The organism is Paenibacillus riograndensis SBR5 (genome assembly GCF_000981585.1).
In the GTDB taxonomy this organism is placed as follows: Bacteria; Bacillota; Bacilli; order Paenibacillales; family Paenibacillaceae; genus Paenibacillus_AQ; species Paenibacillus_AQ riograndensis.
Genome location: NZ_LN831776.1, coordinates 6,267,912 through 6,292,787, shown reverse-complemented (window position 1 = coordinate 6,292,787; position 24,876 = coordinate 6,267,912). Strand labels below are relative to the sequence as shown.

The 24,876-nt window shown below is 53.6% G+C and carries 20 protein-coding genes and 1 riboswitch; of the genes, 14 read left to right on the top strand and 6 right to left on the bottom strand.

Features of this window, described 5'->3' with window-relative positions:
• Nucleotides 1-171: 171 nt before the first annotated feature.
• Nucleotides 172-1,218 (top strand): HD-GYP domain-containing protein, encoded by a 1,047-nt coding sequence (locus PRIO_RS26635; protein ID WP_020426943.1) that lies wholly within the window; start codon nt 172-174, stop codon nt 1,216-1,218.
• Here PRIO_RS26635 and hpt read toward each other — a convergent pair.
• From hpt to PRIO_RS26620, 3 genes are all read right to left on the bottom strand, one after another.
• Nucleotides 1,215-1,748 (bottom strand): hypoxanthine phosphoribosyltransferase, encoded by a 534-nt coding sequence (gene hpt, locus PRIO_RS26630; RefSeq protein ID WP_020426942.1) that lies wholly within the window; start codon nt 1,746-1,748, stop codon nt 1,215-1,217. The genes PRIO_RS26635 and hpt overlap by 4 nt on opposite strands.
• 76 nt (nt 1,749-1,824) lie before the next feature.
• Nucleotides 1,825-3,339 carry an IMP dehydrogenase gene (locus PRIO_RS26625; RefSeq protein ID WP_020426941.1) on the bottom strand — a complete coding sequence of 505 codons (1,515 nt, stop codon included), beginning with the start codon at nt 3,337-3,339 and terminating at the stop codon, nt 1,825-1,827.
• 35 nt (nt 3,340-3,374) lie between these two features.
• A complete protein-coding gene (locus tag PRIO_RS26620; protein ID WP_020426940.1) occupies nt 3,375-3,935 on the bottom strand; it encodes a phosphoribosyltransferase in 561 nt (186 codons plus the stop codon).
• Between the two features lie 150 nt (nt 3,936-4,085).
• Nucleotides 4,086-4,188: riboswitch (purine riboswitch) on the bottom strand.
• A gap of 171 nt (nt 4,189-4,359) precedes the next feature.
• Between PRIO_RS26620 and PRIO_RS36270 the strand changes: the two genes are divergently transcribed.
• The 9 genes from PRIO_RS36270 to PRIO_RS26575 all read left to right on the top strand — a co-directional run bounded on the left by PRIO_RS36270 (nt 4,360) and on the right by PRIO_RS26575 (nt 15,831).
• Nucleotides 4,360-4,533: a hypothetical protein gene (locus PRIO_RS36270; protein ID WP_020426939.1), complete on the top strand. Its 174-nt coding sequence runs from the start codon at nt 4,360-4,362 to the stop codon at nt 4,531-4,533.
• Nucleotides 4,534-4,801: 268 nt separating this feature from the next.
• Nucleotides 4,802-6,193, top strand: coding sequence for a glutamyl-tRNA reductase (gene hemA, locus PRIO_RS26610; RefSeq protein ID WP_020426937.1), 1,392 nt, complete (start codon nt 4,802-4,804; stop codon nt 6,191-6,193).
• 5 nt (nt 6,194-6,198) lie between these two features.
• A complete protein-coding gene (ccsA, locus tag PRIO_RS26605; RefSeq protein ID WP_039786443.1) occupies nt 6,199-7,023 on the top strand; it encodes a cytochrome c biogenesis protein CcsA in 825 nt (274 codons plus the stop codon).
• A 1,464-nt stretch (nt 7,024-8,487) separates the two neighbouring features.
• Nucleotides 8,488-9,135, top strand: coding sequence for a precorrin-2 dehydrogenase/sirohydrochlorin ferrochelatase family protein (locus PRIO_RS26600; protein ID WP_020426935.1), 648 nt, complete (start codon nt 8,488-8,490; stop codon nt 9,133-9,135).
• Between the two features lie 555 nt (nt 9,136-9,690).
• A complete protein-coding gene (gene hemC, locus PRIO_RS26595; protein ID WP_020426934.1) occupies nt 9,691-10,641 on the top strand; it encodes a hydroxymethylbilane synthase in 951 nt (316 codons plus the stop codon).
• A gap of 5 nt (nt 10,642-10,646) precedes the next feature.
• The gene (cobA, locus tag PRIO_RS26590; protein ID WP_020426933.1) at nt 10,647-12,194 is read left to right on the top strand and encodes a uroporphyrinogen-III C-methyltransferase; all 1,548 of its coding nucleotides are present in this window, start codon (nt 10,647-10,649) and stop codon (nt 12,192-12,194) included.
• A 95-nt stretch (nt 12,195-12,289) separates the two neighbouring features.
• Nucleotides 12,290-13,288: a porphobilinogen synthase gene (hemB, locus tag PRIO_RS26585; protein ID WP_020426932.1), complete on the top strand. Its 999-nt coding sequence runs from the start codon at nt 12,290-12,292 to the stop codon at nt 13,286-13,288.
• A gap of 147 nt (nt 13,289-13,435) precedes the next feature.
• Nucleotides 13,436-14,737 (top strand): glutamate-1-semialdehyde 2,1-aminomutase, encoded by a 1,302-nt coding sequence (gene hemL / locus PRIO_RS26580; protein ID WP_020426931.1) that lies wholly within the window; start codon nt 13,436-13,438, stop codon nt 14,735-14,737.
• Nucleotides 14,738-14,760: 23 nt separating this feature from the next.
• Nucleotides 14,761-15,831, top strand: a complete 1,071-nt coding sequence (locus tag PRIO_RS26575) for an RluA family pseudouridine synthase (RefSeq protein ID WP_020426930.1) — start codon at nt 14,761-14,763, stop codon at nt 15,829-15,831.
• Between the two features lie 242 nt (nt 15,832-16,073).
• Here PRIO_RS26575 and PRIO_RS26570 read toward each other — a convergent pair whose 3' ends face one another.
• Entirely contained in the window at nt 16,074-16,307 is a 234-nt protein-coding gene (locus PRIO_RS26570) for a hypothetical protein (protein ID WP_020426929.1), read from the bottom strand.
• A gap of 433 nt (nt 16,308-16,740) precedes the next feature.
• On the opposite strand from PRIO_RS26570, the gene ypfJ reads away from it, so the two are divergent.
• Nucleotides 16,741-17,589 (top strand): KPN_02809 family neutral zinc metallopeptidase, encoded by an 849-nt coding sequence (ypfJ, locus tag PRIO_RS26565; RefSeq protein ID WP_020426928.1) that lies wholly within the window; start codon nt 16,741-16,743, stop codon nt 17,587-17,589.
• 770 nt (nt 17,590-18,359) lie between these two features.
• On the opposite strand, the gene PRIO_RS37240 is transcribed toward ypfJ, so the two are convergent.
• The gene (locus tag PRIO_RS37240) at nt 18,360-18,494 is read right to left on the bottom strand and encodes a hypothetical protein (RefSeq protein ID WP_269451277.1); all 135 of its coding nucleotides are present in this window, start codon (nt 18,492-18,494) and stop codon (nt 18,360-18,362) included.
• Between the two features lie 78 nt (nt 18,495-18,572).
• Nucleotides 18,573-19,814 (bottom strand): GGDEF domain-containing protein, encoded by a 1,242-nt coding sequence (locus PRIO_RS26560; RefSeq protein WP_020429327.1) that lies wholly within the window; start codon nt 19,812-19,814, stop codon nt 18,573-18,575.
• A gap of 163 nt (nt 19,815-19,977) precedes the next feature.
• Between PRIO_RS26560 and PRIO_RS26555 the strand changes: the two genes are divergently transcribed.
• The 3 genes from PRIO_RS26555 (at nt 19,978) to PRIO_RS26545 (ending at nt 24,867) form a co-directional block, all read left to right on the top strand.
• Entirely contained in the window at nt 19,978-21,393 is a 1,416-nt protein-coding gene (locus PRIO_RS26555) for a glycosyltransferase family 4 protein (protein ID WP_020429326.1), read from the top strand.
• Between the two features lie 142 nt (nt 21,394-21,535).
• Nucleotides 21,536-22,915 carry a LysM peptidoglycan-binding domain-containing protein gene (locus PRIO_RS26550; protein ID WP_020429324.1) on the top strand — a complete coding sequence of 460 codons (1,380 nt, stop codon included), beginning with the start codon at nt 21,536-21,538 and terminating at the stop codon, nt 22,913-22,915.
• A gap of 401 nt (nt 22,916-23,316) precedes the next feature.
• On the top strand, nt 23,317-24,867 hold the full coding sequence (locus PRIO_RS26545; RefSeq protein WP_197545366.1) for a right-handed parallel beta-helix repeat-containing protein: 1,551 nt from the start codon (nt 23,317-23,319) through the stop codon (nt 24,865-24,867).
• Nucleotides 24,868-24,876: the final 9 nt, after the last annotated feature.

The following is a 24,876-nucleotide window of genomic DNA, read 5'->3' as shown; positions in this document are numbered from 1 at the left end:
TTAACAATTGAAATGGGTTATCCATATTATCCCAACTTTAAGAAAGCTTTCTTCAAAATGCGCTTTTAGTCATGTAGAATCAGCCAGAGAGGGGTGTTAAGAACTATTTATAAAACGTTGTGTTCTTACGATAGAATTATAAAGGCTTAATCCATTTCGGAGGGACACAAGGTGAGAATACATATTAAGAAATTGAAGATCGGCGATGTTCTGAAAACCGATATTTTTAACCGTCAGGGTCTTCATGTGCTGGCGAAAAAGACAAAAATCCGTCTTGAGGATATTGCGTTGCTGAATAAGCACAGCATTAAATTTGTGGATGTTGAGGGCAGTGTAGAAGATCGTATAGCCAGAGAGGTGTTTAATGGCACTGAACGTCCTCTGAGAGTCAAACCTAATTATGATAAGTCTCTTAGGGAATACCAAGCCTTTTTTCTGGAGGCTATAATCTCGGGAGAGATTGACCGGTCAAAAATAGAATGGACGCTGATGCCCTTGCTGGAACAGCTGGATGAGCAAAAAGACGTGCTTACCCTTCTGTTCAGTTTCCAAAAAGAAGATGAGACCATTTACAATCACTCGTTGCAGGTTGGTTTGTTGTCATACTATATTGCTGAGTGGCTAGGCTATCCGAAGAGCGAACGGTTTGAAATCTGCAGGGCAGGATACCTCCACGATATCGGGAAAAGCCGCGTCCGGTTATCCATCCGTAACCGGGTCGGCCACTTAAATGATGAGGAAGAAAAGGAGCTTCAGAAGCATACTTCGGCAGGTTATCAGATTATCCGCAATTCGTTGAAAGATGATACCGCTGCATTAGTGGCGCTGCAGCATCACGAACGGGAGGACGGAACAGGCTATCCGCTCGGAGTACATAAGGAAAAAATCCATCCCTATGCCCAGATTGTTGCTGTGGCCAATGAATTCATCAGCAAGACATTTGTTTCTGCAGAACAGCCAAAGCGAAACTTCTCAACAGTTTTGCAAGAAATGTATGAGCTTGGATTCGGTAAACTGAACGAGAAGCCCGTGCAAGCGCTAATACATAATCTGCTCCCTAATATGATCGGGAAGAAGGTACAGCTTAGCAATGGACACATAGGAGAAATTATATTGAACAATCCTATGGATTTTTTCAGACCCCTTGTGAAAGTAAAAGAGACATTCATAGATTTATCGAAAGAACGCGGTCTGGATATTCGGGAAATTATAGTTTAGTCCGCTTCCCCCGTCTTCACCACCCACACCTCCGGCAGGTTCCGGTATTGCTCGGCATAGTCCAGGCCATATCCGACGACAAATTCGTCGGGGATTTCGATGCCCGAATATTCAACTTCTACGTCGGCGAGGCGGCGGGAAGGCTTGTTGAGTATGGTGCAGATGCGCACACTGAGCGCGCCGCTGTTCAGGAAATGCTCCTTCAGATGCTTCAGCGTCAGGCCGGTGTCGATCAGATCCTCGACAAGCAGGATATGGCGGCCGCGGATATCGGTATCGATGTCTTTTTTGATAATGACCGCTCCTGAAGTGGTGGCCGCTGTGCCGTAGCTGGAGACGGCCATGAAATCAATGCCTACGGGGAAGCTGATTTCACGCATCAGGTCAGCCATGAACACGGCTGCTCCCTTAAGGATACCGATGAGGACCAGGTCCTTGCCTGCGTAATCACGGGAAATATCCGCGCCCAGCTCCCGGACTCTCTGCTGCAAAGCATCCTTATGAACAAGCACATTCTGTAATTCTGTCATCGTTTTTGCGCTCCTTAATCTGTCTGTTTCATCTCTAAGAAATAAGGCCGCGTACCCGGCGGCTTGCATTCCTCGCTCAGGAGGAGGATCTGTCCTTCTCCTTCAGCATAACATCATGTGCCCCTCCTTCGTAAATGGTGGTGGAGGAGACGAGGGTGATCTTCGCCTGCTGCTGCAGCTGCGGAATGGTCAGTGCGCCGCAGTTGCACATGGTGGATTTGATTTTGCTGATGCTGAGATCGAGGTTGTCTTTGAGGCGTCCGGCGTATGGAATGAAGGAATCCACACCTTCCTCGAACTCCAGCTTGCTCTCCTTGTCGGCGTTGCCGAAGTCGTACCGCTGCCAGTTGCGGGCCCGGCTGGAGCCTTCGCCCCAATATTCCTTGACGAAGTTGCCGCCGACCAGCAGCTTGCGGCCCGGACTCTCGTCGAATCGGGCGAAATAGCGGCCCAGCATAACAAAGTCGGCTCCCATCGCAAGGGCAAGCACGATATGGTAGTCATGCACGATGCCGCCGTCGGAGCAGATTGGGACGTAAATGCCCGTCTGTTCATAATATTCCTGGCGGGCTGCGGCAACTTCGATGACCGAGGAGGCCTGGCCGCGGCCGATGCCTTTTTGTTCACGGGTAATGCAGATCGAGCCGCCGCCAATGCCGACCTTGATGAAGTCCGCACCCGCTTCGACCAGGTAGAGGAAGCCTTCTTTGTCCACGACATTGCCTGCCCCAACCTTTACATTGTCCCCAAACGTTTCCTTAATATAGTGTATCGTTTCCGCCTGCCATTCGGAATAACCGTCCGAGGAATCGATGCAGAGCACATCCGCCCCTGCCTCCACAAGCGCCGGAACGCGTTCCTTATAATCTCTGGAGTTGATGCCTGCGCCGACGATCAGCTGCTTGTTGCTGTCATGCAGCTCCAGCGGGTACTCCTGGTGGCTGTCATAATCCTTGCGGAAGACGAGGTGTACCAGATTACCGCTGCTGTTCACAATCGGCAGACAGTTCAGCTTATGGTCCCAGATCATGTCATTGGCTTCGGTCAGGGTGATGCCTTCCCGGGCATAGATCAGCGAAGACAGTGGCGTCATGAACTCGGTGATCCTGCAATCCGGCGGAAGACGGTTCTCACGGTAATCACGGCTGGTCACGATGCCCATCAGCTGGCCTGTGGGCTCCCCGTTGTCAGTAATGGCGATGGTTGAATGGCCGCTGCGGGCTTTCAGCTCCAGCACATCCTTCAGCGTATCCTCCGGGCGCAGATTGGAGTCGCTGAGCACGAAGCCGGCCTTGAACTTTTTAACCCTGCGGACCATTTCGACCTGCTGTTCGACCGATTGCGAGCCATAGATGAAGGAGATGCCGCCGCTTTTGGCCAGGGCAATGGCCATGTTGTGGTCGGATACGGCCTGCATCACGGCAGAAGTTACAGGCAGGTTCATGGTTAGGGCGGGCGTTTCTCCCTTGCGGAATTTGGTCACCGGCGTTCGAAGATCCACATTTCCCGGAATGCATTCTTTGGTCGTTAGATTAGGTACCAGCAGGAACTCGCTGAATGTTCTGGACGGCTGATCATAATAGTAAGCCATTTGGGGTCACACCCTCTCTAGGTTTGTTTTTTTTGCTATACTTTGGATAAGAATCGTACGGGGACGCCAATGTCCGTTTGCAACTGTTTGTAATGATCGCCTTTAGCCAGGATCGCCTGAACGCCGGTAAGCTCAATTCCCATGCGGGCCATCTGCCGGGCGATGCAGCGGATCGTAGCGCCTGAGCTGATGACATCATCCAGAAGGAGCACCCGGTCTCCGGCAGTGAAACCGTCAAAATAAATATAGTTCTCATTATACGCCGTCTCGCGTTTAATGCTAACTTCATAGTTGTCGTATAATTCGGTGCTGAGACGCAGAATGTTCATCGGCTTCATCAGCTTGTAGGCGGCAAGCATACCCCAGGTATGTCCACCCGGCTCGGGAGATACGATATAATCAAAAGCAGGGAACTGTGCGGTGATGCTCTCAGCCAGGCTGTCTGTAATTTCGCTGATCAGCTCAGGATCGATATAGGTGCCCCGTTCACCGAAGGGATAGAGTTTGAAATCATAGGCAGTGTCCTTATCTTTATAAATTCTTACATTTTTGGCTTTGCTGATGGATTCGCTGAGCCTTGCATAGGATGCGCTCATGGTCCTCACTCCTTAAAAGTTTGGTTAGCCATACTTCTTTCCCCTGGCTGAATATACAAAAAAACCCGGGACACAAGAGACACCTGGAAGCTCAGCGGCATCACGGAAGAGCGCACATCAATCATGCGGACTCTGGCCTTGAAGATCCAGCTGCTTTGCGGTGCCTCCTGTAGCCTGGGGCAATTTACGGTTGCCTGTAGAAACGCTCAAACCAAATTAATGAGCTTATACAAGAGTTATACAATTAGGGGACATGGATGGAAAAGTAACATGTGGATGAGAGCTAACATGCTTTTGTTTAGTTTTATGTCAGGAACAATGACTTTAATCATTTGTTATATGCTATCACCCGCAATAAAGTGTGTCAATCCTTGAGTTATATGTTAGGTTTAATGACAATTGTGGCTTTGGGGAGGATAAAAAGATGCCAGAAGTTCCGTATTCGAAAATAGACACATATTCGCTTCAAGGTGACGGTGAGTGGAATAAGGATGCGCTGGTCATCCATGATGCAGCGTCTGTATATGGGGTTATAGATGGGGCGAGTTCCCTTTCGGCTTACCGGAATAAGACCTGTGTGGTGCTGCTCCTGGAGTAAGCGGAGTTCACGATGTGGACTGCTGATAAAAAATTTGAAATAACCGATCCTAACCATGTATTTAAGGACGACAAATCCGTGTTGCTTGATTATAATAATTATTATCTGGATTTCATAAATAGTTCAAAGGTTTTGTCAAATGCCGTATTTTCATGTGATATACTTAACACAGCGTTTATAGAACTTGTGAAAGTGGTACCGGTAAATTTACAGGTGAGCAGCAAGAGTACCTGCACCAATGAATAGAGATTAGGATGGTGAACAAACGATGCATATTGTCGTGGTTGGCCTGAATTACCGTACGGCGCCTGTAGAGGTCAGGGAACAGTTTGCTTTTGCCGAAAAGGATCTGCCTGCGGCGCTGCATCAGCTGATGCAGACCAAAAGTGTGCTGGAAGGCGTTGTCGTTGCCACCTGCAACCGGACGGAAATTTATGTGGTTGTGGACCGGCTGCATATGTGCGGGTATTTCATCCGCAGTTATATGGAGCAGTGGTTTGGAGTGAAAAGCGATGTATTTGCGCAGCATATGTATATATATGAAGACGAGCAGGCGATTGCCCACCTGTTCCGGGTAACCTGCGGTCTGGATTCGATGGTGATCGGCGAGACGCAGATCCTGGGGCAGGTGCGCAGTGCTTTTTTGACTGCCCAGGCGGAAGGCGTGACGGGCACCTGGTTCAACCGGCTGTTCAAGCAGGCGGTCACATTGGGCAAACGGGCGCACAGTGAAACGTCGATTGGCGAGAGTGCAGTGTCTGTCAGCTATGCGGCTGTGGAACTGGGCAAGCGGATTTTCGGCATGTTCACCGGCAAAAGAGTGCTGATTCTCGGCGCAGGCAAAATGAGCGAGCTGACGGTGAAGCATCTGTACAGCAGCGGTGCGGCTGAAGTGATTGTCGCCAACCGTACGCTGGCGCGGGCCGCAGAGCTGGCCGGGAAGTTCTCGGGCAAGCCAAGCACCATTGAGCACGCCCTGCAGCATCTCGACGAAGTGGATATTGTAATCAGCTCTACAGGTGCGGACGGCTATGTGCTGACAGCAGATCAAGTGGCCGATAACATGAAGCGCCGCCCGTCGCGGCCGCTGTTCATGATTGATATTGCCGTACCGCGTGACATTGATCCGGCGGCGGCAAGCTTGCCGGATGTGTTCCTGTATGACATTGACGATCTGGAAGGCATAGTGGAGACCAACCTGGAAATGCGCCGCAGCGAAGCCGCCAAGATTGAAGTCATGATTGAAGCGGAGCTGGAGGACTTCCAGATGTGGCTGAAGACGCTTGGTGTCCGGCCGGTCATCCGTGCGCTTCAGGACAAATCGAACGGGATTTATGAAGACACGATGGATAGCCTCTTTAACAAGCTGCCTGAACTGGACGAGCATCAGCGCAAGGTGATCCGCCGCCTGACCAAGAGTATTGTCAACCAGATGATGCATGATCCGATCAATGTGATCAAGGAGCTGTCCGGCGGCAAGCAGGGGAATGAAGCCCTGGAGTATTTCACACAAATCTTCGCGCTTCAGGAGCAGCTTGGCTCTGACCCTGACGGAACCAGCCCCGCGAAGCCGGAACGGGAGGAAGCTGAACGTCCCGCCGCCAGTGAGTTCACACTGCCGAAGTCGGTGTTCGCCCCGGCAGGCCTGCTGGGCGGGTGAACAAGATGCAACTGCTGAACGGAATATATGATGCCGCTCTGCTGCTATATGCCCTGAGCCTGCTGTTTGTTTTCTCGGATTGCCTTAAGCGGAGTCCGGGCGGGAAGCGGCTGGGCACAGGGCTTCTTGTTGTTGTCGGGATTTTGCAGGCTGCCGGGCTTGCGGTGCGCTTCTCCCAGGAGCAGGGATTGCCGATTTTTACGCCTTATGACTTCCTGTTCTGGTTCTCCTTCATCATTGTGCTGACCTCGCTTGCGGTTGCCTATACCCGCGGTGGAGAATTTACGATTCTGCTGCTCAGCATGGCAGGCTTCAGCGTTTTCCTGCTGAACCGGGTCTGGCTGACCGCCGAAGATCATACACTGCAGAGCTGGAGTGCGGTGCACGGATGGCTGGCGCTGCATATTATTTTGGCCAACCTGAGCTTTGCCGCACTGACACTGGGGACGGTGTTTGCGATAATGTATCTGTTCCTGCATACCCGGCTAAAGCACAAAAAATGGGATGACCGCATCCGCCGCCTGCCCAGTCTGGAGACGATGGACAAATACTCGTATACGGCAATTCTGGCCGGAGTTCCGCTGTTGCTGGCTTCGCTGGTGCTGGCCGGAATGTCGATTGTCGCTGAAGGGCGCACGCCGCTGTTCCAGGATACGAAGGTATTGACCACGCTGATCGGGCTTGCGGTATACATTATCTATATCCTCCTCAAGCGCTCCGCCCGCCGCAGCGGCACCTCCATGGCCCGCTGGGCCATTGCCGGCTATGGTTTTATTATCCTGAACTTCCTGCTGAACTCCTGGTCCGAGTTTCATGGCTGGGGTAGTTAGGGCAAGTTAGGTCAGGGTATGGTGCTGGACGTTGCTGGTGTAAGGCGGTATGAGAGTGAGTATGTGGAGTATAAAAAGCGGTTTTAGATGCAATTAAAGAAGCTGTATAAATTGCACTTGAAACCTCTAAGGGCAGTCATCGTTAGCGGAAAAAGGATCACTAATCGAACTCATTCGGCTTACGGAGTAACCTATGCGGGAAAAGGGTCACTAATCGAACTCATTCGGCTTACGGAGTAACCTATGTGGGAAAAAGGGTCACTAATCGAGCTCAATTCGGCTTACGGAGTATCCGATGTGGGAAAAAGGATCACTAATTCGGCCGAAAGCGGACGTATGGGATGATTATGCTTGAATTAGGTGTACAAAATCCCACTAAAGCCTTCAGCAGCCGGAATTTCAGCTCATTAGTTTTACTTTTTCCACTTAGCTACAGTTCCTGATTAACTTTATTGCTTCCCCTGCGCTTTCAAGTTCTCCAGTTTCATCTCATATAATCGGTAAAAGTAACTGTATGAGAATTTGTTAGGTGGAGTTTCAAAATAAATGGTAAAAATGGGTGTGGATAGATTTGTTGCGTGATGCTGCATAAGGAACGGAAAAAGTAAGTGTATATGGAGCTTGTCATGGGAAGTTGTATGAGAAGCGGAAAATGTAGGTGTAAATGGAGTTGTACGAGAGGTTGAATGAGCAGCTCAATAAAATGCTGTCGTTATGAGATGAGTTCGTGGGGACTGCAACTGTTTGTTTTTTTTAGGATAACCTCAGCAGACATGCATGCAAGAACAGATCTGGACTATAAATGTGAGACTGCTTCCCTTCGCTTCCGGTCAAGTCGCGTTGGTCCACTAACGGGAAGGTCAGGATTTGACAAAGGTGAATATCGGATTGGGGTAAGTATTAGATAGGATAGTACCGGACTGGAGTAAGTATCAGACGAAGCGAATTTCCCATAGAAGTTAAGTATAAAAAAGAGTGATAAGCTGAGGGGTTCTCTTCGGCGTTAACAGTAGTAAAATTGAGTTTGTGTTGACGGTATACTCGCTGGAGTGGCGCAGGAAATTGATGTACGGATGAGATAGAGATGGCGGTGGATTCCGGATGGAACGGTATAGTGAGAATGATGTGAGGTTGAGACAGAGTTTGCGGTGATCCGGCAGAAATGGTGTAGCGAGAATGATGCGAGTTGAGACAGAGTTTGCGGTGATCCTGGATGGAATGGTATAGCGAAAATGATGCGAGTTTGAGACAGAGTTTGCGGTGATCCGGCTGGAATGGTATAGCGAAAATGATGCGAGTTTGAGACAGAGTTCACGCTGATCCTGGATGGAACGGTATAGCGAGAATGATGCGAGGTTTAGACTGAGTTACGGTGATCCCGGCTGGAACTGGTTCGGGAGTTTAATGCAAGGATTACTCGTAGCTGAGTTTCCAGGTCAGTGGCAGGAGTGGGAGTGTGACTGCATGGTGAGGTATTTGCCTATTATGCTGGATGTGCAGGACCAGCGTGTGGTTGTCATTGGCGGCGGCGCGGTCGCGGAGCGCAAGGTGGGCGCCCTTGTCGAAGCCGGAGCGGCGGTGGTTCTGGTCAGCCCATTGCTGACAGAAGCGTTAGCTACACTGGCTGAAGCGGGGCGGCTGAGCTGGATCAGCCGCCCCTATGCCCCCGGAGACATACGGGGGGCATTCCTGGTCTACGCCGCCAGCAATGAGGCGGCGGTGAATGAGGCGGTGGCCCAGGAGGCGCGCAGCCTGGGCCTTCCGGTGAATGTGGCCAGCCGGTCCGAGGCTGGCAGCTTCATTACCCCTGGCGTGCTTCGCCGGGGGAGGCTGACGGTCGCCGTGTCCACTTCAGGCGCGGGACCGTCGGCAGCTGCGAGGATCACGGAGCAGCTGGCTGAGATATTGGGCGAGGAATACGAGCCCTACTTGGACTGGCTGCACGACCTGCGCACAGAAATCAAGCGCAGAGAGCTGTCGCCGGAGCTGCGCAGAAGCCTTCTGCGCAGGGTCGGAAATCTCGATGTGTTGAATGAGATGCGACGGGGCACCTTTATAGAGTGGAGCGCGGACGACATCGACAACTGGATCACCCGCAACCTTGAAGTGTAGATATGAGCTGCCCAGAGCCTGGGATAGTCTGGAAGTGTTGGCTACTTGAAAGGATAAGGATTTGTACCGACGTTACTGACAACTGTGTTGTGGAAGTGAACCGCCGATTTAGCTGGAACGGGTGAATCGAAGGTAGAAATACCTTTGAATGAGGCCTAAAGGCCTGAAGTAGCTAAATCAAAGGTAAAAATACCTTTGAATGTGGTCCAGAGGCCTGAAAGTAGCTGAATCAAAGGTAAAAATACCTTTGAAAAAGGCCTAAAGGCTGGAAGTGGCGAAATCAAGGGTAGAAATACCTTTGAATAAGGCCTAAAGGCTTGAAGTAGCTGAATCAAAGGTAAAAATACCTTTAAAAAAGGCCCGCAGGCCTGAAGTGGCTAAATCAAAGGTAAAAATACCTTTGAATAAGTTTCTAAAAGCTGACGCGTGCGAAACGTTGTATGGCCTGCAACTGGCCAGCACGCTGAAACAACGGCAGAAATGCCGTTGTATGGGCCGGAACCGGCCAGCACGCCTGAAACAGCGGCAAAGACAGGTTACCAGGAGGGGTGGAGGATGAGGAAGATTATAGTAGGCAGCAGACAAAGTGCGCTGGCGCTCACGCAGACGGGGCAAGTGATTGCGGAGCTGGAGTGGCTGAGTGGGGAGCATGGGTTTGGGTTTACTTTTGAGGTGCACAAGATTGTTACGAAGGGTGACCGGATTCTTGATGTAACGCTGTCCAAGGTGGGCGGCAAGGGATTGTTTGTGAAGGAAATTGAGCAGGCAATGCTGGCCCGTGAGATTGACATGGCTGTACATAGTATGAAGGATATGCCCTCCGAATTGCCGGAGGGCTTGATGAACGGTGCGGTTCCGAGGCGTGTGGACCCGCGGGACTGTCTGATTTCGAGCGGCGGACTTACGCTCGAAGAGCTGCCGCAAGGGGCGCGCGTAGGCACAAGCAGTCTGCGCCGCTCGAGTCAGCTTGCCGCGCTGCGGCCTGATCTGAAGATCGAGCCGGTGCGCGGCAATATCGACTCGCGGCTGCGCAAGCTGGAGAGCGGTGAATTTGACGCAATCCTGCTGGCGGTGGCAGGGTTATCGCGGATGGGCTGGGAGGACCGGGTGACGGCATATTTGCCGCCGGAGGTCTGCCTGCCCGCCGTGGGGCAAGGGGCGCTCGGGATCGAGTGCCGGGCTGATGACGACGAGCTGCGGAAGCTGCTGGCGTTATATAATGACGAGCAGACGGCGCTGACGGTGGCGGCGGAGCGGACTTTTCTCGGGGCGCTGAATGGCGGCTGCCAGGTGCCGATTGGCGCTTTTGCGGTACTGGACGCGGAAGCTGCGGAGCCTGCCTCCCCCAAGCTGATTACTTTGACAGGAATGGTGGGAACTCCGGACGGTTCGGTTGTACTGAAGGAAACCTGCAGTGGGCATGATCCGGTGCGGCTGGGTGCAGAGGTTGCGCAGAAACTTATTGCCAGAGGGGCAGAACAGATTTTGGCGGATGCAAGGGGATGAGGGGAATGACGGGGAAGGTTTATCTGGTAGGTGCGGGGCCTGGGGACGCGAAGCTGATTACGGTCAAAGGGCTGGAATGTGTCCAAAAAGCGGATGTGCTGGTGTACGACCGGCTGGCCAGTCCGCGGCTGCTGAAATGGATGAAGCCCGGCGGGCAAAAAATATACGTGGGCAAGCTTCCGGACCGCCACACGATGAAGCAGGAGGAAATCAATCAGCTGCTTGTGGATTTGGCGCTGGAGGGCAAGACGGTAGTGCGTTTGAAGGGCGGGGACCCGACGATTTTTGGCCGTGTGGGTGAAGAAGCAGAACTGCTGCGCAGACATGGCATCTTATATGAGATTGTGCCGGGTGTAACTTCGGCGATCAGTGTTCCGGCGTATGCCGGCATTCCGGTGACGCACCGGGATATGGCCTCATCGCTATCGATCATTACAGGGCATGAAAGTCCCGATAAGCTCGATCATTCTATTCACTGGGATAAAGTGACGAACGCCACCGGGACGCTGATATTCCTTATGGGCGTGGCTAAGATCGGCTACATCAGCGCCCAGCTGATCAAGCATGGGCGGCCGCCGGAGACACCGGTGGCGCTGGTCCGCTGGGGAACCCGTGCGGATCAGGAGACGCTGACGGGCACGCTGGCCGACATTGAGGCGAAGGTGAAAGCGGCGGATTTCCAGTCGCCGGCGGTCATTGTCGTCGGCGAGGTCGTGCTCCAGCGCGAGCAGCTCATGTGGGCAGAAGCGCTGCCGCTGTTCGGCAAGCGCATTGTGGTTACACGGGCCCGCAGCCAGGCGAGCGAGCTGGTGAACCGGATTGAGGAACTCGGCGGCGAGCCGTACGAGTTCCCGGTCATTGAGACGCGAATGCCCGAAGGCGACAGGCAGAGGGCTGACATTGCCGCCGCGCTGGCGGCGCTGGAAGAATACGATTACGTATTCTTTACGAGCGTGAACGGCGTGGAGTTTTTTTGGCGTCACCTGGCGGAGCTGAAGGTGGACGTCCGCAGGCTGCACCGCGCCTGTATCGGCGCGGTGGGCCCGGCCACAGCCGCGGCGCTGGCGCAGCGCGGGCTGATGGCTGAGGAACTGCCTGGACATTTCCAGGCAGAAGGGCTGCTTGAAGCCTTCGGACCCAGGCTGCAGCCTGGCCAGAAGGTGCTGCTCCCGCGCGGCGACCTGGCGCGCGAGTGGCTGGCGGACAAGCTGCGGGAGCTTGGCCTTGAAGTGACCGAGGTGGATACCTATGAGACTGTGGTGACTGGTGAGGACGATGTGGAGCTGCTGAAGCTGCTGGAAGAAAAGCGGATTCATGCGGTGACTTTTACCAGTTCTTCGACGGTGCGCAACTTCATCAGCATTCTGCGGCGTATGGGGCTTGAAGATCCGCTTCCGCTGCTGGCGGGCGTCAAGATTGCCTGCATCGGTCCGGTGACCGAACAAACTGCTGTAGAGGCCGGGCTGACACCGGGACTTCTTCCCGGGGAAGCGACGATAGAAGGGCTGGTGCAGGAGCTGTGCCGCTGGAACGAAAGCACAAGGCTGAGATAGATTCGGTTTGGTTTTTTATGACTGACGAAGATCGGTTGTTTTTGGGTTATCGTCCGATTTGTGTTTATGTATCTACTGTATAGGAGGATGAAAAGATGGGTTTTCCAATTACAAGACACCGCCGTTTGCGCGGGACAGCCGGAATCCGCGGCATGGTGCGGGAGACAATCCTGAATACGCTGGATTTCATCCAGCCGATATTTGTGACTTATGGAACAGGTGTAAAAAATGAAATCAGCTCCATGCCGGGGGTATACCATTTTTCGCTGGATACGCTGAAGGCGGAGGTAGACGAAATCGCAGCGCTGGGCATTCCGGCTGTACTGCTGTTCGGAATTCCCGAAACCAAGGATGCGGTCGGCTCCTCTGCCTTCGCTGAGGATGGCATCGTGCAGGAAGCCACTCGTTTGATCAAAAAATGGTACCCCGAGCTGCTCGTGGTTGCGGACACCTGTCTGTGTGAATTTACGGATCACGGCCATTGCGGGATGGTTCATACCCATACGGTGGACGGTGTCGTGCACGGCGATGTGATCAATGATGCTTCGCTGGACCTGTTGACCCGCACGGCGGTGTCGCAGGCCCGGGCGGGAGCGGATATTATCGCGCCATCGAATATGATGGACGGGTTCGTGCATGCGATCCGCGCCGGATTGGATGAGAACGGTTTTGAGCATGTGCCGATCATGTCGTATTCGGTAAAATATGCGTCGGCCTTCTACGGCCCGTTCCGTGAAGCCGCCGACTCCGCACCGCAGTTCGGAAACCGCAAAACCTACCAGATGGACCCCGCCAACCTGCGCGAAGCCATCCGTGAGGCGGATTCCGATGTGCTGGAAGGTGCGGATATGCTCATGGTAAAACCGGCGCTGGCCTATCTGGATGTCATCCGTACGATCCGCGACCAATTTGATCTGCCGCTGGTTGCCTATAATGTGAGCGGGGAATATTCGATGGTCAAGGCCGCAGCCCTGCAAGGCTGGATCGATGAAAAAGCTGTCGTGCTGGAGATGCTGACCGGGATGAAGCGCGCTGGTGCAGACATTATTATTACCTATTTTGCCAAAGATGCAGCCCGCTGGCTGCGCGGATAAAAGAGCTGGTCCTGCACCAGGCAGAAAACAGAACATGTTTCGAACTGGAGCGCAGCAGTCGTAATCAGCCGGAGAAGGATTGTGCCTGATCCGGTTCAGCAGTGCAAGTACAAGCCAAACCATACGAACAGAACAGGAGTGGTGACCATGAGCAATTTGCCTTTGGCGCGGCGGGAAGAGGCTTCCCGCAAGGCTTTTGAAGAAGCGAAGCAGTATATCCCCGGCGGGGTGAACAGTCCGGTCCGGGCGTTCAAATCCGTGGGTTTGACACCGGTGTACGCGGATCATGGCGCGGGTTCGCGCATTTACGATATCGACGGCAACAGCTTTATTGACTACGTCTGCTCATGGGGACCGCTGATTATGGGACATGCCCACCCTGAAGTGGTCAAGGCGCTGCAGGAGACGGCAGTCAAAGGGACGAGCTTCGGCGCGCCGACACTGCTGGAAACGGAAATGGCCAAAACCGTCGTCGGCCGCGTTCATTCGGTGGATATCGTGCGCATGGTTAATTCCGGTACGGAAGCTACGATGAGTGCAATCCGCCTGGCCCGGGGGTATACCGGACGCAGCAAAATCCTCAAGTTCGAAGGCTCCTACCACGGCCATGCCGACAGTCTGCTGATCAAGGCCGGTTCGGGTGTCGCTACGCTCGGACTGCCGGATAGTCCCGGCGTGCCTGAAGGTGTGGCTGTGAATACGATTACTGTGCCTTACAACGACCTGGAAGGGGTCAAAATCGCCTTCGAACGCTACGGCAACGAGATCGCCGCTGTGATTGTTGAGCCTATTGCCGGGAATATGGGGGTCGTACCGCCGCTGCCGGGATTTCTGGAGGGTCTGCGCAAGGTGACTACGGGGTATGGAGCGCTGCTCATTTTTGACGAGGTGATGACCGGGTTCCGGGTGAACCGGGGCTGTGCCCAAGGGCTGTTCGGCATAGAGCCGGACCTGACCTGCTTCGGCAAAGTGATCGGTGGAGGTCTTCCGGTTGGTGCCTATGGCGGCAAAAGAGAGCTTATGGAGCAGATCGCTCCAACCGGACCGATCTATCAGGCGGGAACACTCAGCGGCAATCCGCTGGCGATGGCTGCAGGGCTAACTACGCTGAAGCTCCTGACGCCTGAAGTGTATGACCGCCTGGAATCCCTCGGGGCGCGGCTGGAAGCAGGGCTTCGGCGTAACGCGGCGGATACGGGGATTCCGCTGACCATCAACCGGGTGGGCTCCATGGTCTGCCCATTCTTCACCGAAGGTCCGGTGACCAATTATGATACGGCCAAAGCCAGCAACTTAAACCATTTCCGTGCGTATTTTGGTAAAATGCTTGATCAGGGCATCAGTGTCCCGCCCTCACAGTTTGAAGGCATGTTCGTCTCTGCCGCACACAGCGAGCAGGATATAGATGATACGCTGGAGGCCCATTACCAGGCCTTGAAATCCCTGTGACGGCCTCGGAGGAGCCCCTCTCCGTGACCGGGGGCGGGGCCTGGACCCGCCGCGGGGAATGGCTGGAGGTTATGCCGGGCCGGGTGATTACCGCCGCCGGCGAGCCGGAAGCGGCCATTGACAAGTGGCTGCTGGCTACCGTAGGCATGCCTGTCAAACTCCATGAGCGCCTGCGCCGTGAAGGCGGTATCCAGTGGAAGGGAGACCGTTTGCGGCTGGCACTGTTCCCTTATCGTGAGGCGGGCATTGAGCCGGCATGGCAGGAGCTTGAGGTGCTGTTCGAGGATGATTTCTGCCTCGTTGTCCATAAGCCTGCGGGCATGGCGGTGCATCCGGATGGGAGCGGGACTGAGGTAACGCTGGATCATGTAGTTGCCGCCCATTATTCGGTTTCCGGCGGCGGGACCGCGGTGCGCCATCTCCACCGTCTGGACAAGGACACGACGGGTCCGGTGTTGTACGCGAAGAATGAGTATGCGCAGCTTGCACTCGACGAAGATATGCGCGCCAAAGCCGTCTCACGGCTGTATGCCGCAATCGTGGAAGGCGTCGTGCCGCCCGAGCTGAAGGTAATCGATGCTCCCATAGGCCGCGACCGCCATCATGCGGCACGCCGGCGGGTCTCGCCGGGCGGGCAGACTGCGGTTACGCGGATAATGGACCGCGAGGTCCTTCGAAGCGGCACCGTGCTGAAGGTGCAGCTGGAGACCGGGCGGACGCACCAGATCCGCGTCCACCTCAGCCACCTGGGCCATCCGCTGTATGGGGACACTTTATACGGCGGCCCGCCGTGGAGTGCTGCGGGCCAGCGTTCGCATTCCGGCGGCCCCACGATTAGTGAGTCCGCCTGGAGTACGGGCGTAGGACGCTTGGATCGGGAGAGCCCCGGCAGAACCGGGGGCGGGACCGGGGACAGTCCTGCCCGGCCCGGTACCGGTCCTGCCGGTTCCAGAGGTCCAGACCGCCAGGCATTGCATGGTGAGCTGCTGGCGTTCAGCCATCCATGGACCAGGGAACAGCTTGAAATAGCTGACCCATGGCCGGAGGATATGCTGCGTTTACGGATGCAGCTGGGTGAAGCGCCGCAGGCGTAATTCTGCTGATGGCGACATTTAGATAATCAGAAGCCGGGCTTCAGGCGGTTTCCATTCGCCTAGTCATTCCATAACAACACCCCCACAAGGCTGCGTTTCGGCACTGGCTTGTGGGGGTGTTTTTGGATAGGAAGCTATGCTTTCCTTTTGATATGGATAAAACGGCTGCACTGTCCAGTGGAGGACGGAGGCAGCCGTTTTATTCCTATGGGGTTGGCTTTGCCGGTTCGAACATACCCGGATTATGCCAGATCGCGCCGGGACACGTGCGAATTGGAACGAAGCCTGCGTTCATAGGCTTGGATATACTTTTGGCCCGACGGGGTCAGTCCGCCAGCGTCCGCATAGCCGGCCTCATGAATATGCTTAAGCACCGTCCTGAAATCTCTGGGGTCCATACCGATTTGCCGGAACTCCGGCCTTTGTTCTTGTTCCATCACTTTCAGAATTTCATACACTGGATCAATGCTGGTCATGTTACCGCATCCTTTCTCAAGGGAGTTCAATAAAGCAATGAGACAGTATATTCCCGCCAGTCCACATAGGTGACACCTTGAATTATAGGAACAAATAGGGAGTTCTGCCCGGACGGCAGGCGTAACCAAGGGCGTGTAAGAAACTGGATGCTGTGAAGACAAGCAAACTAAGAAATTTTGGGTATAACACTAATAGACTTTTAAAATGTTTTGCTAAAGGCCTATCTGCGTCATTGTAATTTTTTCAATAGATTGCTTAGATTGCTCATTGCACTGCTTGTAGCCGGCCTTTGCTCTATTGTATGCAATTGATTACTGGTACTTAGCTCCAAATAACTTTTCCGCTGGATTCTCTGTACTACGTGCATCGTGGCTTGGGATTATTGGCATTAATTGTTACATTTAAGTTGTAAAAATGACTGGGGGGTTACACATGAAGTGGCAGGGAAGAAGAGGCAGCTCGAATGTGGAGGACCGCCGGGGCATGGGCGGCGGCGGGAAGCTGGTTGGCGGCGGAATAAGCGGAATCATTATTGTGGTGATTGTTACGCTGTTGAGCGGCGGAAATATCGGAGATATTCTTGGGGGCATCACATCCGGCGGGACCCAGTCTTCGGCCCCATACGAACAGATGGCACAGGAGAAGGAACTGGCCGACTTTGTATCCGTCGTACTGGCGGATACGGAGGATGTGTGGTCTGAGGTTTTTCAGGAAGAGGGGATGACCTATCAGGACCCGACGCTTGTGCTCTATACCGGCAGTGTGGATTCGGCTTGCGGGACGGCGACGTCGGCGGTGGGGCCGTTTTATTGTCCGGGTGATGCCAAGCTGTACATCGATCTCAGCTTCTATGACGAGCTGCAGCAGCGCTTCCAGGCTCCGGGAGATTTCGCCATGGCCTATGTCGTTGCCCACGAGGTAGGGCATCACGTACAGACGCTGCTCGGCACCACAAAAAAACTGGATTCGCTCCGCCAAAGCCTGAGCGAAACCGAATACAACAAATACCAAGTACGCTTTGAGCTTCAGGCTGATTATCTGGCCGGGGTCTGGGCCAAACACGCCCAGGGGATGAATCTGCTGGAGGAGGGTGATTTGGAAGAGGCGCTGACGGCTGCGAGTGCGGTCGGCGATGATACGATCCAGAAGCAGGCGCAAGGATACGCGGTGCCGGACAGCTTCACCCACGGCACATCGGAGCAGCGTAAGCGCTGGTTCTACAAAGGCTTCAATTCCGGCACCATTGAAGGCGGAGATACCTTTAATGCAGCTGAACTTTAGACGAAGAAGACTATGCTTCTTCCCCGTACTCTATGTAGGAAGCTAAGTGGAAATAGTAGACTTAAATAGGCTCAAAGGCCTTCTATAGAGGAAATAGTGGGAAAAAGGACACTTAATTTAAGCGAATTCAGCTGTAAGTAGGCGAATCGGCCAGATTAGTTATACTTTTTCCAACTAGCAGCCATCGGAGAGCGGGAGCGGTACAATTTAAGTTTACTTTTTCCACTTAGACACTTGTGCTACGCACTCCCGCCGCACTCCCACCGCACTCCCGCTGCAGTCGACCGCAGTCCCGTTGCACTAAACCGCAGTTCTGCTGCACTCCGCCACACTCCGCCGAACTCCAATTGCACTCCCACTCCACCCCCACCGCAATCCATACGCATTCGGCCGATCCGCAAAGGACCGGGGGAAGCGCAGGGGTACCCGGCGGGCGGGACTACAGTGTTCCTGGCCTCTCTTAAACTTCAAAACGGCTGCGCTGTCCAGTGAAGGACGGTGCAGCCGTTTTGTTCTTGTATAGGAAATTATACAGTGTAAAAAAGTGTGGATCTCTTGGAAGCCTCAGAGGATATAAGCGATGCAGGAGGATGGGGCTCCGTCAGCGGACTGAAGCGGACTGAGGATCCCTTATTTTGCAAAAAATCTTAGTTTTTCAGTAGTTACGGACTCAGGAGCCGTTATATCGTTCGATGGAGCCTGGAATAAAGGAGAAAAGGACAAATAAAGGCATCTCTGTCCGCTGTCCTGCGGAATAGACGAATTTTCTATCAATAAGGGCTTTCCTGTCCGTAACGGCTGCGGATCGATCGCGAAGGAATAGGGCGATTCGTCTTCAGCATGCCCCCATTGATTTTGGAGCGGTTGGGAATCCCTGCGGCCATAGGCCCCGTGTTGCTAGTCACGCGTCAGTACCTGAATCAGCTTCCATGCAAAGGCCCCGCTTCGTGGGCGGATTTTAGCCACAGATATGTCTCGGCCCGCTATGCTTCCAGCTCATTTGTGGATGTGAGCCGGTTGCGGCCGAGTTTTTTGGATTCAAGCAGCAGCTGGTCGGCGTAGACATATGCTTTTTCCATAGAGGTCTTCTGTCCGGGGGCCGCTTGGTAATAATAGAGTCCAAAAGAAGCCGTATATTCAACATCGATCGTTTGATCCTCATACTCAGCGGTGACGCTGTGTCCGGCAATGGTGTCCAGGATTCCCTGGATCTGCGCACGGCAGTCTAAGAAGGATTTATGCCTCAGGAACATGGTGAATTCCTCGCCGCCGCTGCGGAACAAAATATCCTCATCCTGCATATGTGCCTGCAGCGTATGGGCAAAGTGGGTGATTACCCGGTCGCCGACGGCGTGGTTATAGGTATCGTTGATTTTTTTGAAGCGGTCGATGTCCGCTACAACGATGCCGATGTGCTCCCCGCTGTGATTCAGCTCCTGCATCATTTTGTCCATGTGGGCGCGGTTGAAGGTGCCGGTCAAAAAATCACGGTAGGCCATCTGCTCGAACTTGTCCCGTTCAAATTTATCCTGGGCGCTTTGAGATTTGGAGTAAAAGGAGATGCTGACGATGTAGTTCAGCAGGAAGAGCGCGATCAGCATTTCCCATTTTCCCATCTGCAGCAGGCGCAGGAGCAGGGCATTGGACAGGGCCACTTTACTGAAATCCAGAAGATTTCTGCTGCGCAGGAACATGTTCATGGCCTCTTTGCGGGTGGTAATATCACCGGACAGGGCACAGGTAATCGTCAGAAAACCCGATGACAGGAGCGTCGTCACACAGACTACAAGGAGAAACAGCAGCCAGTAGCCCAGCGGAAGCTGTGCGGCATAAGGATAGAGCAAGGTGTACAGGTAATACCCGGCAGAACCGCCTAGCGTAAAGGAACCAATATTGTAAAAGGTATCCAGGAATTCTCCGGGGTCCGATGTTTTCGTTTTCTTTTTATAGAAAAACACAGTGAACCGGTAGAGCACCTCGAACAAAAAAGTGCCCAGAGGTCCTGCAAATATACCAAAAGATGAAGTATAGCTGATCGCATAATCTATCGTGGAGTTGCCGCTTCGGGTGACAATGCGCAATTGAAAATAAAAACTGGAGAAAGCCCAGTAGAGAATCAGAGCTTTGAGATAAGTAGAGTCCAGCACCACAGCGTGCCTCGCGCCGAAGGCTATAGCCAGGGAGGCAACAAACAAAAATAGGTCAAATAGCCTTGCTTTGGACATCACAGTTGACTTCCTTTCAGGAGTTATCCCGATTATACCTGAAAATTTCAGGCCGTGATCAAAAGATATTTTGGAAAGTTTATCATTTATCCATGTCTGGCTGCGGCTTCTGTTCATATAATACTTTGTTCCATTTATTTTTCAGAGCCGGGGTGAGAGGTTGATGAAGATACTGCTGGTCACCTACTGGGGACTTACGAATATGGGCGGGATCTGGACGTATATGAAGCAGTTGGCTGACAAGCTGAGTGAGCAAGGGCATGAAGTGACGCTGATGGGTTCCCGTGCGGAAGATCATACGCTCTACCTGCTGGATCAAGGCATTTCCTTTGATAAAAAAGTCCTATACAACTCGCTGCTGCCTCAGTTCGATACCAGCCGGTTTCCGCATCTGTACCTGGAGCATGGGATTCTCAGCTTTGAGCTTGGCCGTTATGTCTTTGAGGGCGGGGCAGCAGTTCTCGGCCTGGAGAAGTATGATGTGATCCATGCGCAGGATCCGATCTCGGCCTATGCCATCCGGCGGATTATGAAGGTGCGGAAACCGCTGGTGGCAAGCTTTCACGGGGCGCTGGCTTACGAATCCTACTTCGAATATAAGGGGATTGAACCGGAGCTTACCCGAATAGATTATGAGAAACGGGCCATCTGGCGCTATTTCCGCCGCCTGGAGGGGCTGGGCGTCCGATCCTCCGACCTGATTTTGGTCTCTTCGAACTGGATTGGGCAGCTGGTGAACCGGGAAGGTGCAGGCAGAGCGGGGATTCACATACTGCCGTATGGAATGGATGTGAAGCAGTACGATGCCAAGGCCGCAATGCCTGCCCCGCTGAAGTTCGGAGACGGCCTCAAAGTGATTATGTACGCCGGACGTCTTGAATATATCAAAGGGGTGCATGTGCTGATAGGCGCTCTGGGAATTCTGCAGCACAGCCGCCGCGACTGGGTATGTGCGATTGCCGGAATTGGCAGTCTTACGGAAGAATTGCAGGAGCAGGCGCGGGAGCTGGGCATTCAGGACCGTGTGTTTTTTACCGGCAAAATAGACAATATTCCGGCGGCGCTGACCGCTGCCGACATTTATGTGCAGCCCAGCCTGCAGGATACACAGCCTTTTTCGGTGACGGAGGCCCAGCTTGCCGGAATTGCGCCGATTGTGGCCGGAACGGCAGGAATGCCGGAAATGGTGCAGCAGGGTGTGACGGGATTTGTCGTCCCGCCCGAGGACAACGCAGCTTTGGCGGCGCAGCTTGAACAGCTGCTGGGGGACGATGAGCTGCGGATGCGCACCGGGAAGCAGGCGCGAAGCTGGGCCGCGCAGAACCGTTCGCTGGATGGGATGGCAGCGGGCACACTGATGGCGTATCACAAAGCGGTCGCGCTGCAGAAGGGGCGGCGCGGCAATATCTCAGACAAAGGCTGGCGCAAAAGTGCAGTGTCCTCAAGACTGCCTGATGCCTTTCATCCTGCCGATGTGCTTGAGCTTATGAGGCCGGGAGATCCGCTGGCCCTTGCCTTGCGGGAGGGACTTCCACAGAATTATAGCATTCCCGATGCCCAAATGGTTATTGGTGAGTAAGCGCATAATCCCTTCAATTAAGCTGCGTCCAAAGTTGTCATGCCTTAGGGATTCAAGCATATACATGAGGGGAGTAACATTTTGGGCTTATGCTCTGGGCTTGTCTCAGGGTTAGATTATGCCAAGAAGGAGGACATTTCCCGTGTTTGACCAGTCCCACGGCTTGCGGTTTGATATTTATGAACGCATTCATCTGCCTGCTGAACTTCCGGGAATCGCTGAGCTGGAAGAGGTTGAGCTGATCCCGGATATTCAGGTAATTCAGCGGGAGGATCGTGCCGAGCTGTACGGTCAGCTGCTGCTTACCGGGCTTTACCGGGGAGAAGATGACCGGACCCAGCGTCTGGAGCATGCGATTCCCGTTGAAATCACAGTTCCGCTGACACGGGTCAGCTCGCTTGATGACATAGGGGTGGAGATCGAGAATTTCGATATTGACCTGCTTACGATGCGGACTGTCAATATCACCGGCGTGCTTTCGCTGCGCGGAATCGGCAGCGGTGAAACCCAGCCGGCCTGGCAGCAGGAGGAGTACACGGTAGCTTATTCTGCTGAAGAGGCAGGGCAGAGACAGGAAGCTCCAGCTGCCAAGCATGAGCATGAGAATGAAGCGCTCTATGAGAATTCACTGTGGACCTACGGTGAAGGAGCAACGGATATCACGGCCCATGAGCAGGTGGAGGCCAACTCTGTGGAATCTGCGGCTTCTCCGGTGAATCCGCTGTTTCCGGATGAAGCGGTATACACCGGGCCCGCTGCAACAGCCCAGCCGCCGCATAAGGACAATGAACCCAAGGCGCGGACCCACAGTTTTGATTCTCCAACCGGCTATGCTGCCGCTGAACCAACCGCACACCCGCAGAAGGCGGATAAGGCCCCCCAGGAACCGGTTGCCAGCCACGCTCTCACAGCAAACGACTTGAACCCTGCAGAAATCGCCCGGATTTCAGGCAGTACGGAAGCGCTGGGGGCGGAGTCCGGTGAGCCGGAAGCGGAAATCCATGCCGTGCATAAGGAAGAGCCGCAAGCTGTTGCGGAGGCTGTGGAGAACGCGGCAAATCCGCCTGCTGAAGCTGCTGCGGAAACCCTGCCAGCCAGTGAGAATGAGCTTATAACGGCGCCTGATGTCCAGCCGGTGCCCGAAGAGAAGCCTGATCTGAAGATCGCGCTCGGCAGCAAAAAAGAAGAGAAGGCTGAGGAACGGGAGCCTCTCACTTACTCTACGCTGCTCAGCTCCAGCAGAGCCCATAAGGAACAAGAGAATCAGCATGCCCAGGAGCAGGAGCCTGCGGTCCCGGCGGCAGCACCGGATGCCGGCAATGATACGGAATGGAAAAGCCGGTTCATCGGAGGCCGCGGCGGTACGGAGCTGTTCCGCAAGGTTCGGCTCTGCATTGTCCAGCGCGAAGAAACGCTGGATACGATTGCTGAGAAATACCAGCTAAGCGCAAGAGAATTAGTCATGTACAACCGCCTCTCCGGACAGAACGTGGAGGAAGGCCAGGTTCTGTACATTCCCTGACCGGTGGAGTGAGAAGTCCGGTGTGCCTCAAGCCACCAATCATACACAAACCAACAGATGTCCTGAGACCAGGACGTCTGTTGGTTTTTTGCTGCATAAGAAATTGTAAAAAAATGCGGATATCTTGGAAGCCTCCGGGGATATAAGCGATGCAGGAGGATTGGGCTCTATCCACGGACTGAAGTGGACAGAGGAGCCCTTATTTTGCCAAAAATCCTGTTTTTTCAGCAGTTACGGTAACGGCTGCGGATCGATCGTGAAGGGAGCTTATCGTGTGCGCAGAATGACCTACACCATACCGGAAGTGCCTGCCGCTGATCGATCTTCACTGCAGTTCCGGTTATAATGGGGCAAACGGGTATCATCCTGGTGAAGTTTATTTTTCAGGGAGCTGATGACTGGTGTTGAGGTTCGGGAGGACATTGATAGTAGGAGTAGGGTTAAGCCTGGCTGTGCTGGGTGCAGTAATCGGGGACATGAAGGCGCCTGCAGCTCATGCTGAGGGGCCTGACTATTATGTGGCGAGAACCGGCAGCGACACCAACCCGGGAACGAGCAGTGCGCCGTTCAAAACCTTGCAGCATGCTGCGGATGTTGCGGTGGCCGGAAGCACGGTTTATGTCCGTGGAGGCGTGTACCACCAGAAACTCAAAATTACCGGCTCAGGTTCGGCAGCGGCAGGACCGATTACGTTCACCAGCTACAATTCGGAGACTGCGGTTATTGATGGAACAGGACTGTCTGTAAGCGGGGCTGAAGGGATTGTAGACTTGACAGATGCGAATTACATTACCATTCAAGGCTTCGAAATCCGCAATTATACCACAGCCGCCAAGAATGTGATGCCGGCCGGCATATATGTCCACGGCTCCGGCAGTTACATTACGCTTGCTAATAACAAAATTCATGATATTAAGAATACCTCTACTCCGGCAGGCAGTGATCTGCAGGGACGGGATGCGCACGGCATCGCCGTATATGGCACTAAGGCGCCTGCTTCGATCAACAATGTCAGAATCAGCGGCAATGAGCTGTACAATCTGGTGCTCGGCTCCAGTGAATCGCTGGTTCTGAACGGCAATGTGGACACCTTTTCCGTGACGGATAATATCATCCATGACAATGACAATATCGGGATTGATATCATTGGTTATGAAGGCACAGCACCGAATCCTTCCTACGATCAGGCGCGCAATGGTCTGGTCAGCGGCAACCGGGTATACAATATTACTTCCAATCACAATCCTTCTTATGGTAAAAAGCTTCCTAACAACAGCAATTCAGCCGGTGGCATCTATGTCGATGGCGGCAAGGACAGTATCATTGAGCGGAACTACAGCTATAACAACGACATCGGCATTGAGATTGCCTCTGAGCATTCCGGCAAATCGACCAGCAACATCACCATCCGCAGCAACATGGTGTACGGCAACCGGCAGACAGGTATTGCCATGGGCGGATATGATAACCAGCGCGGCTCTACGGTTAATTGCACAATCGTCAACAACACGCTTTATAAGAATGACACCATTGGCGCTGGCGCCGGCCAGCTGTACGTGCAGTATGATACCAAAAACAATACGATCAAGAACAATATTTTCGCAGCCGGCTCCACTGATGTGCTAATCTACAACGAATACACGAAGAACTCGGGCAATGTCGTAGACTACAATCTGTACTATGCTCCAGGCGGCAGCTCCGGTGCGAATTGGACATGGAAAAATACCGGCTACACCGGCTTTACCGCTTATAAATCAGGAACCGGTAATGATGCACACTCACTGTTTGCCGATCCGAAGTTCGTGAACGTGAGCCTCAGTAATTTCCATTTGCAGACTGCATCTCCGGCGATTGATGCCGGTTCCGCGGATACCGCGGTTATCGGCACACTCGATATTGACGGACAAGCCCGCGTAAAGGGAGCTAAGGTGAATATCGGTGCAGACGAATAAGTGAATTCG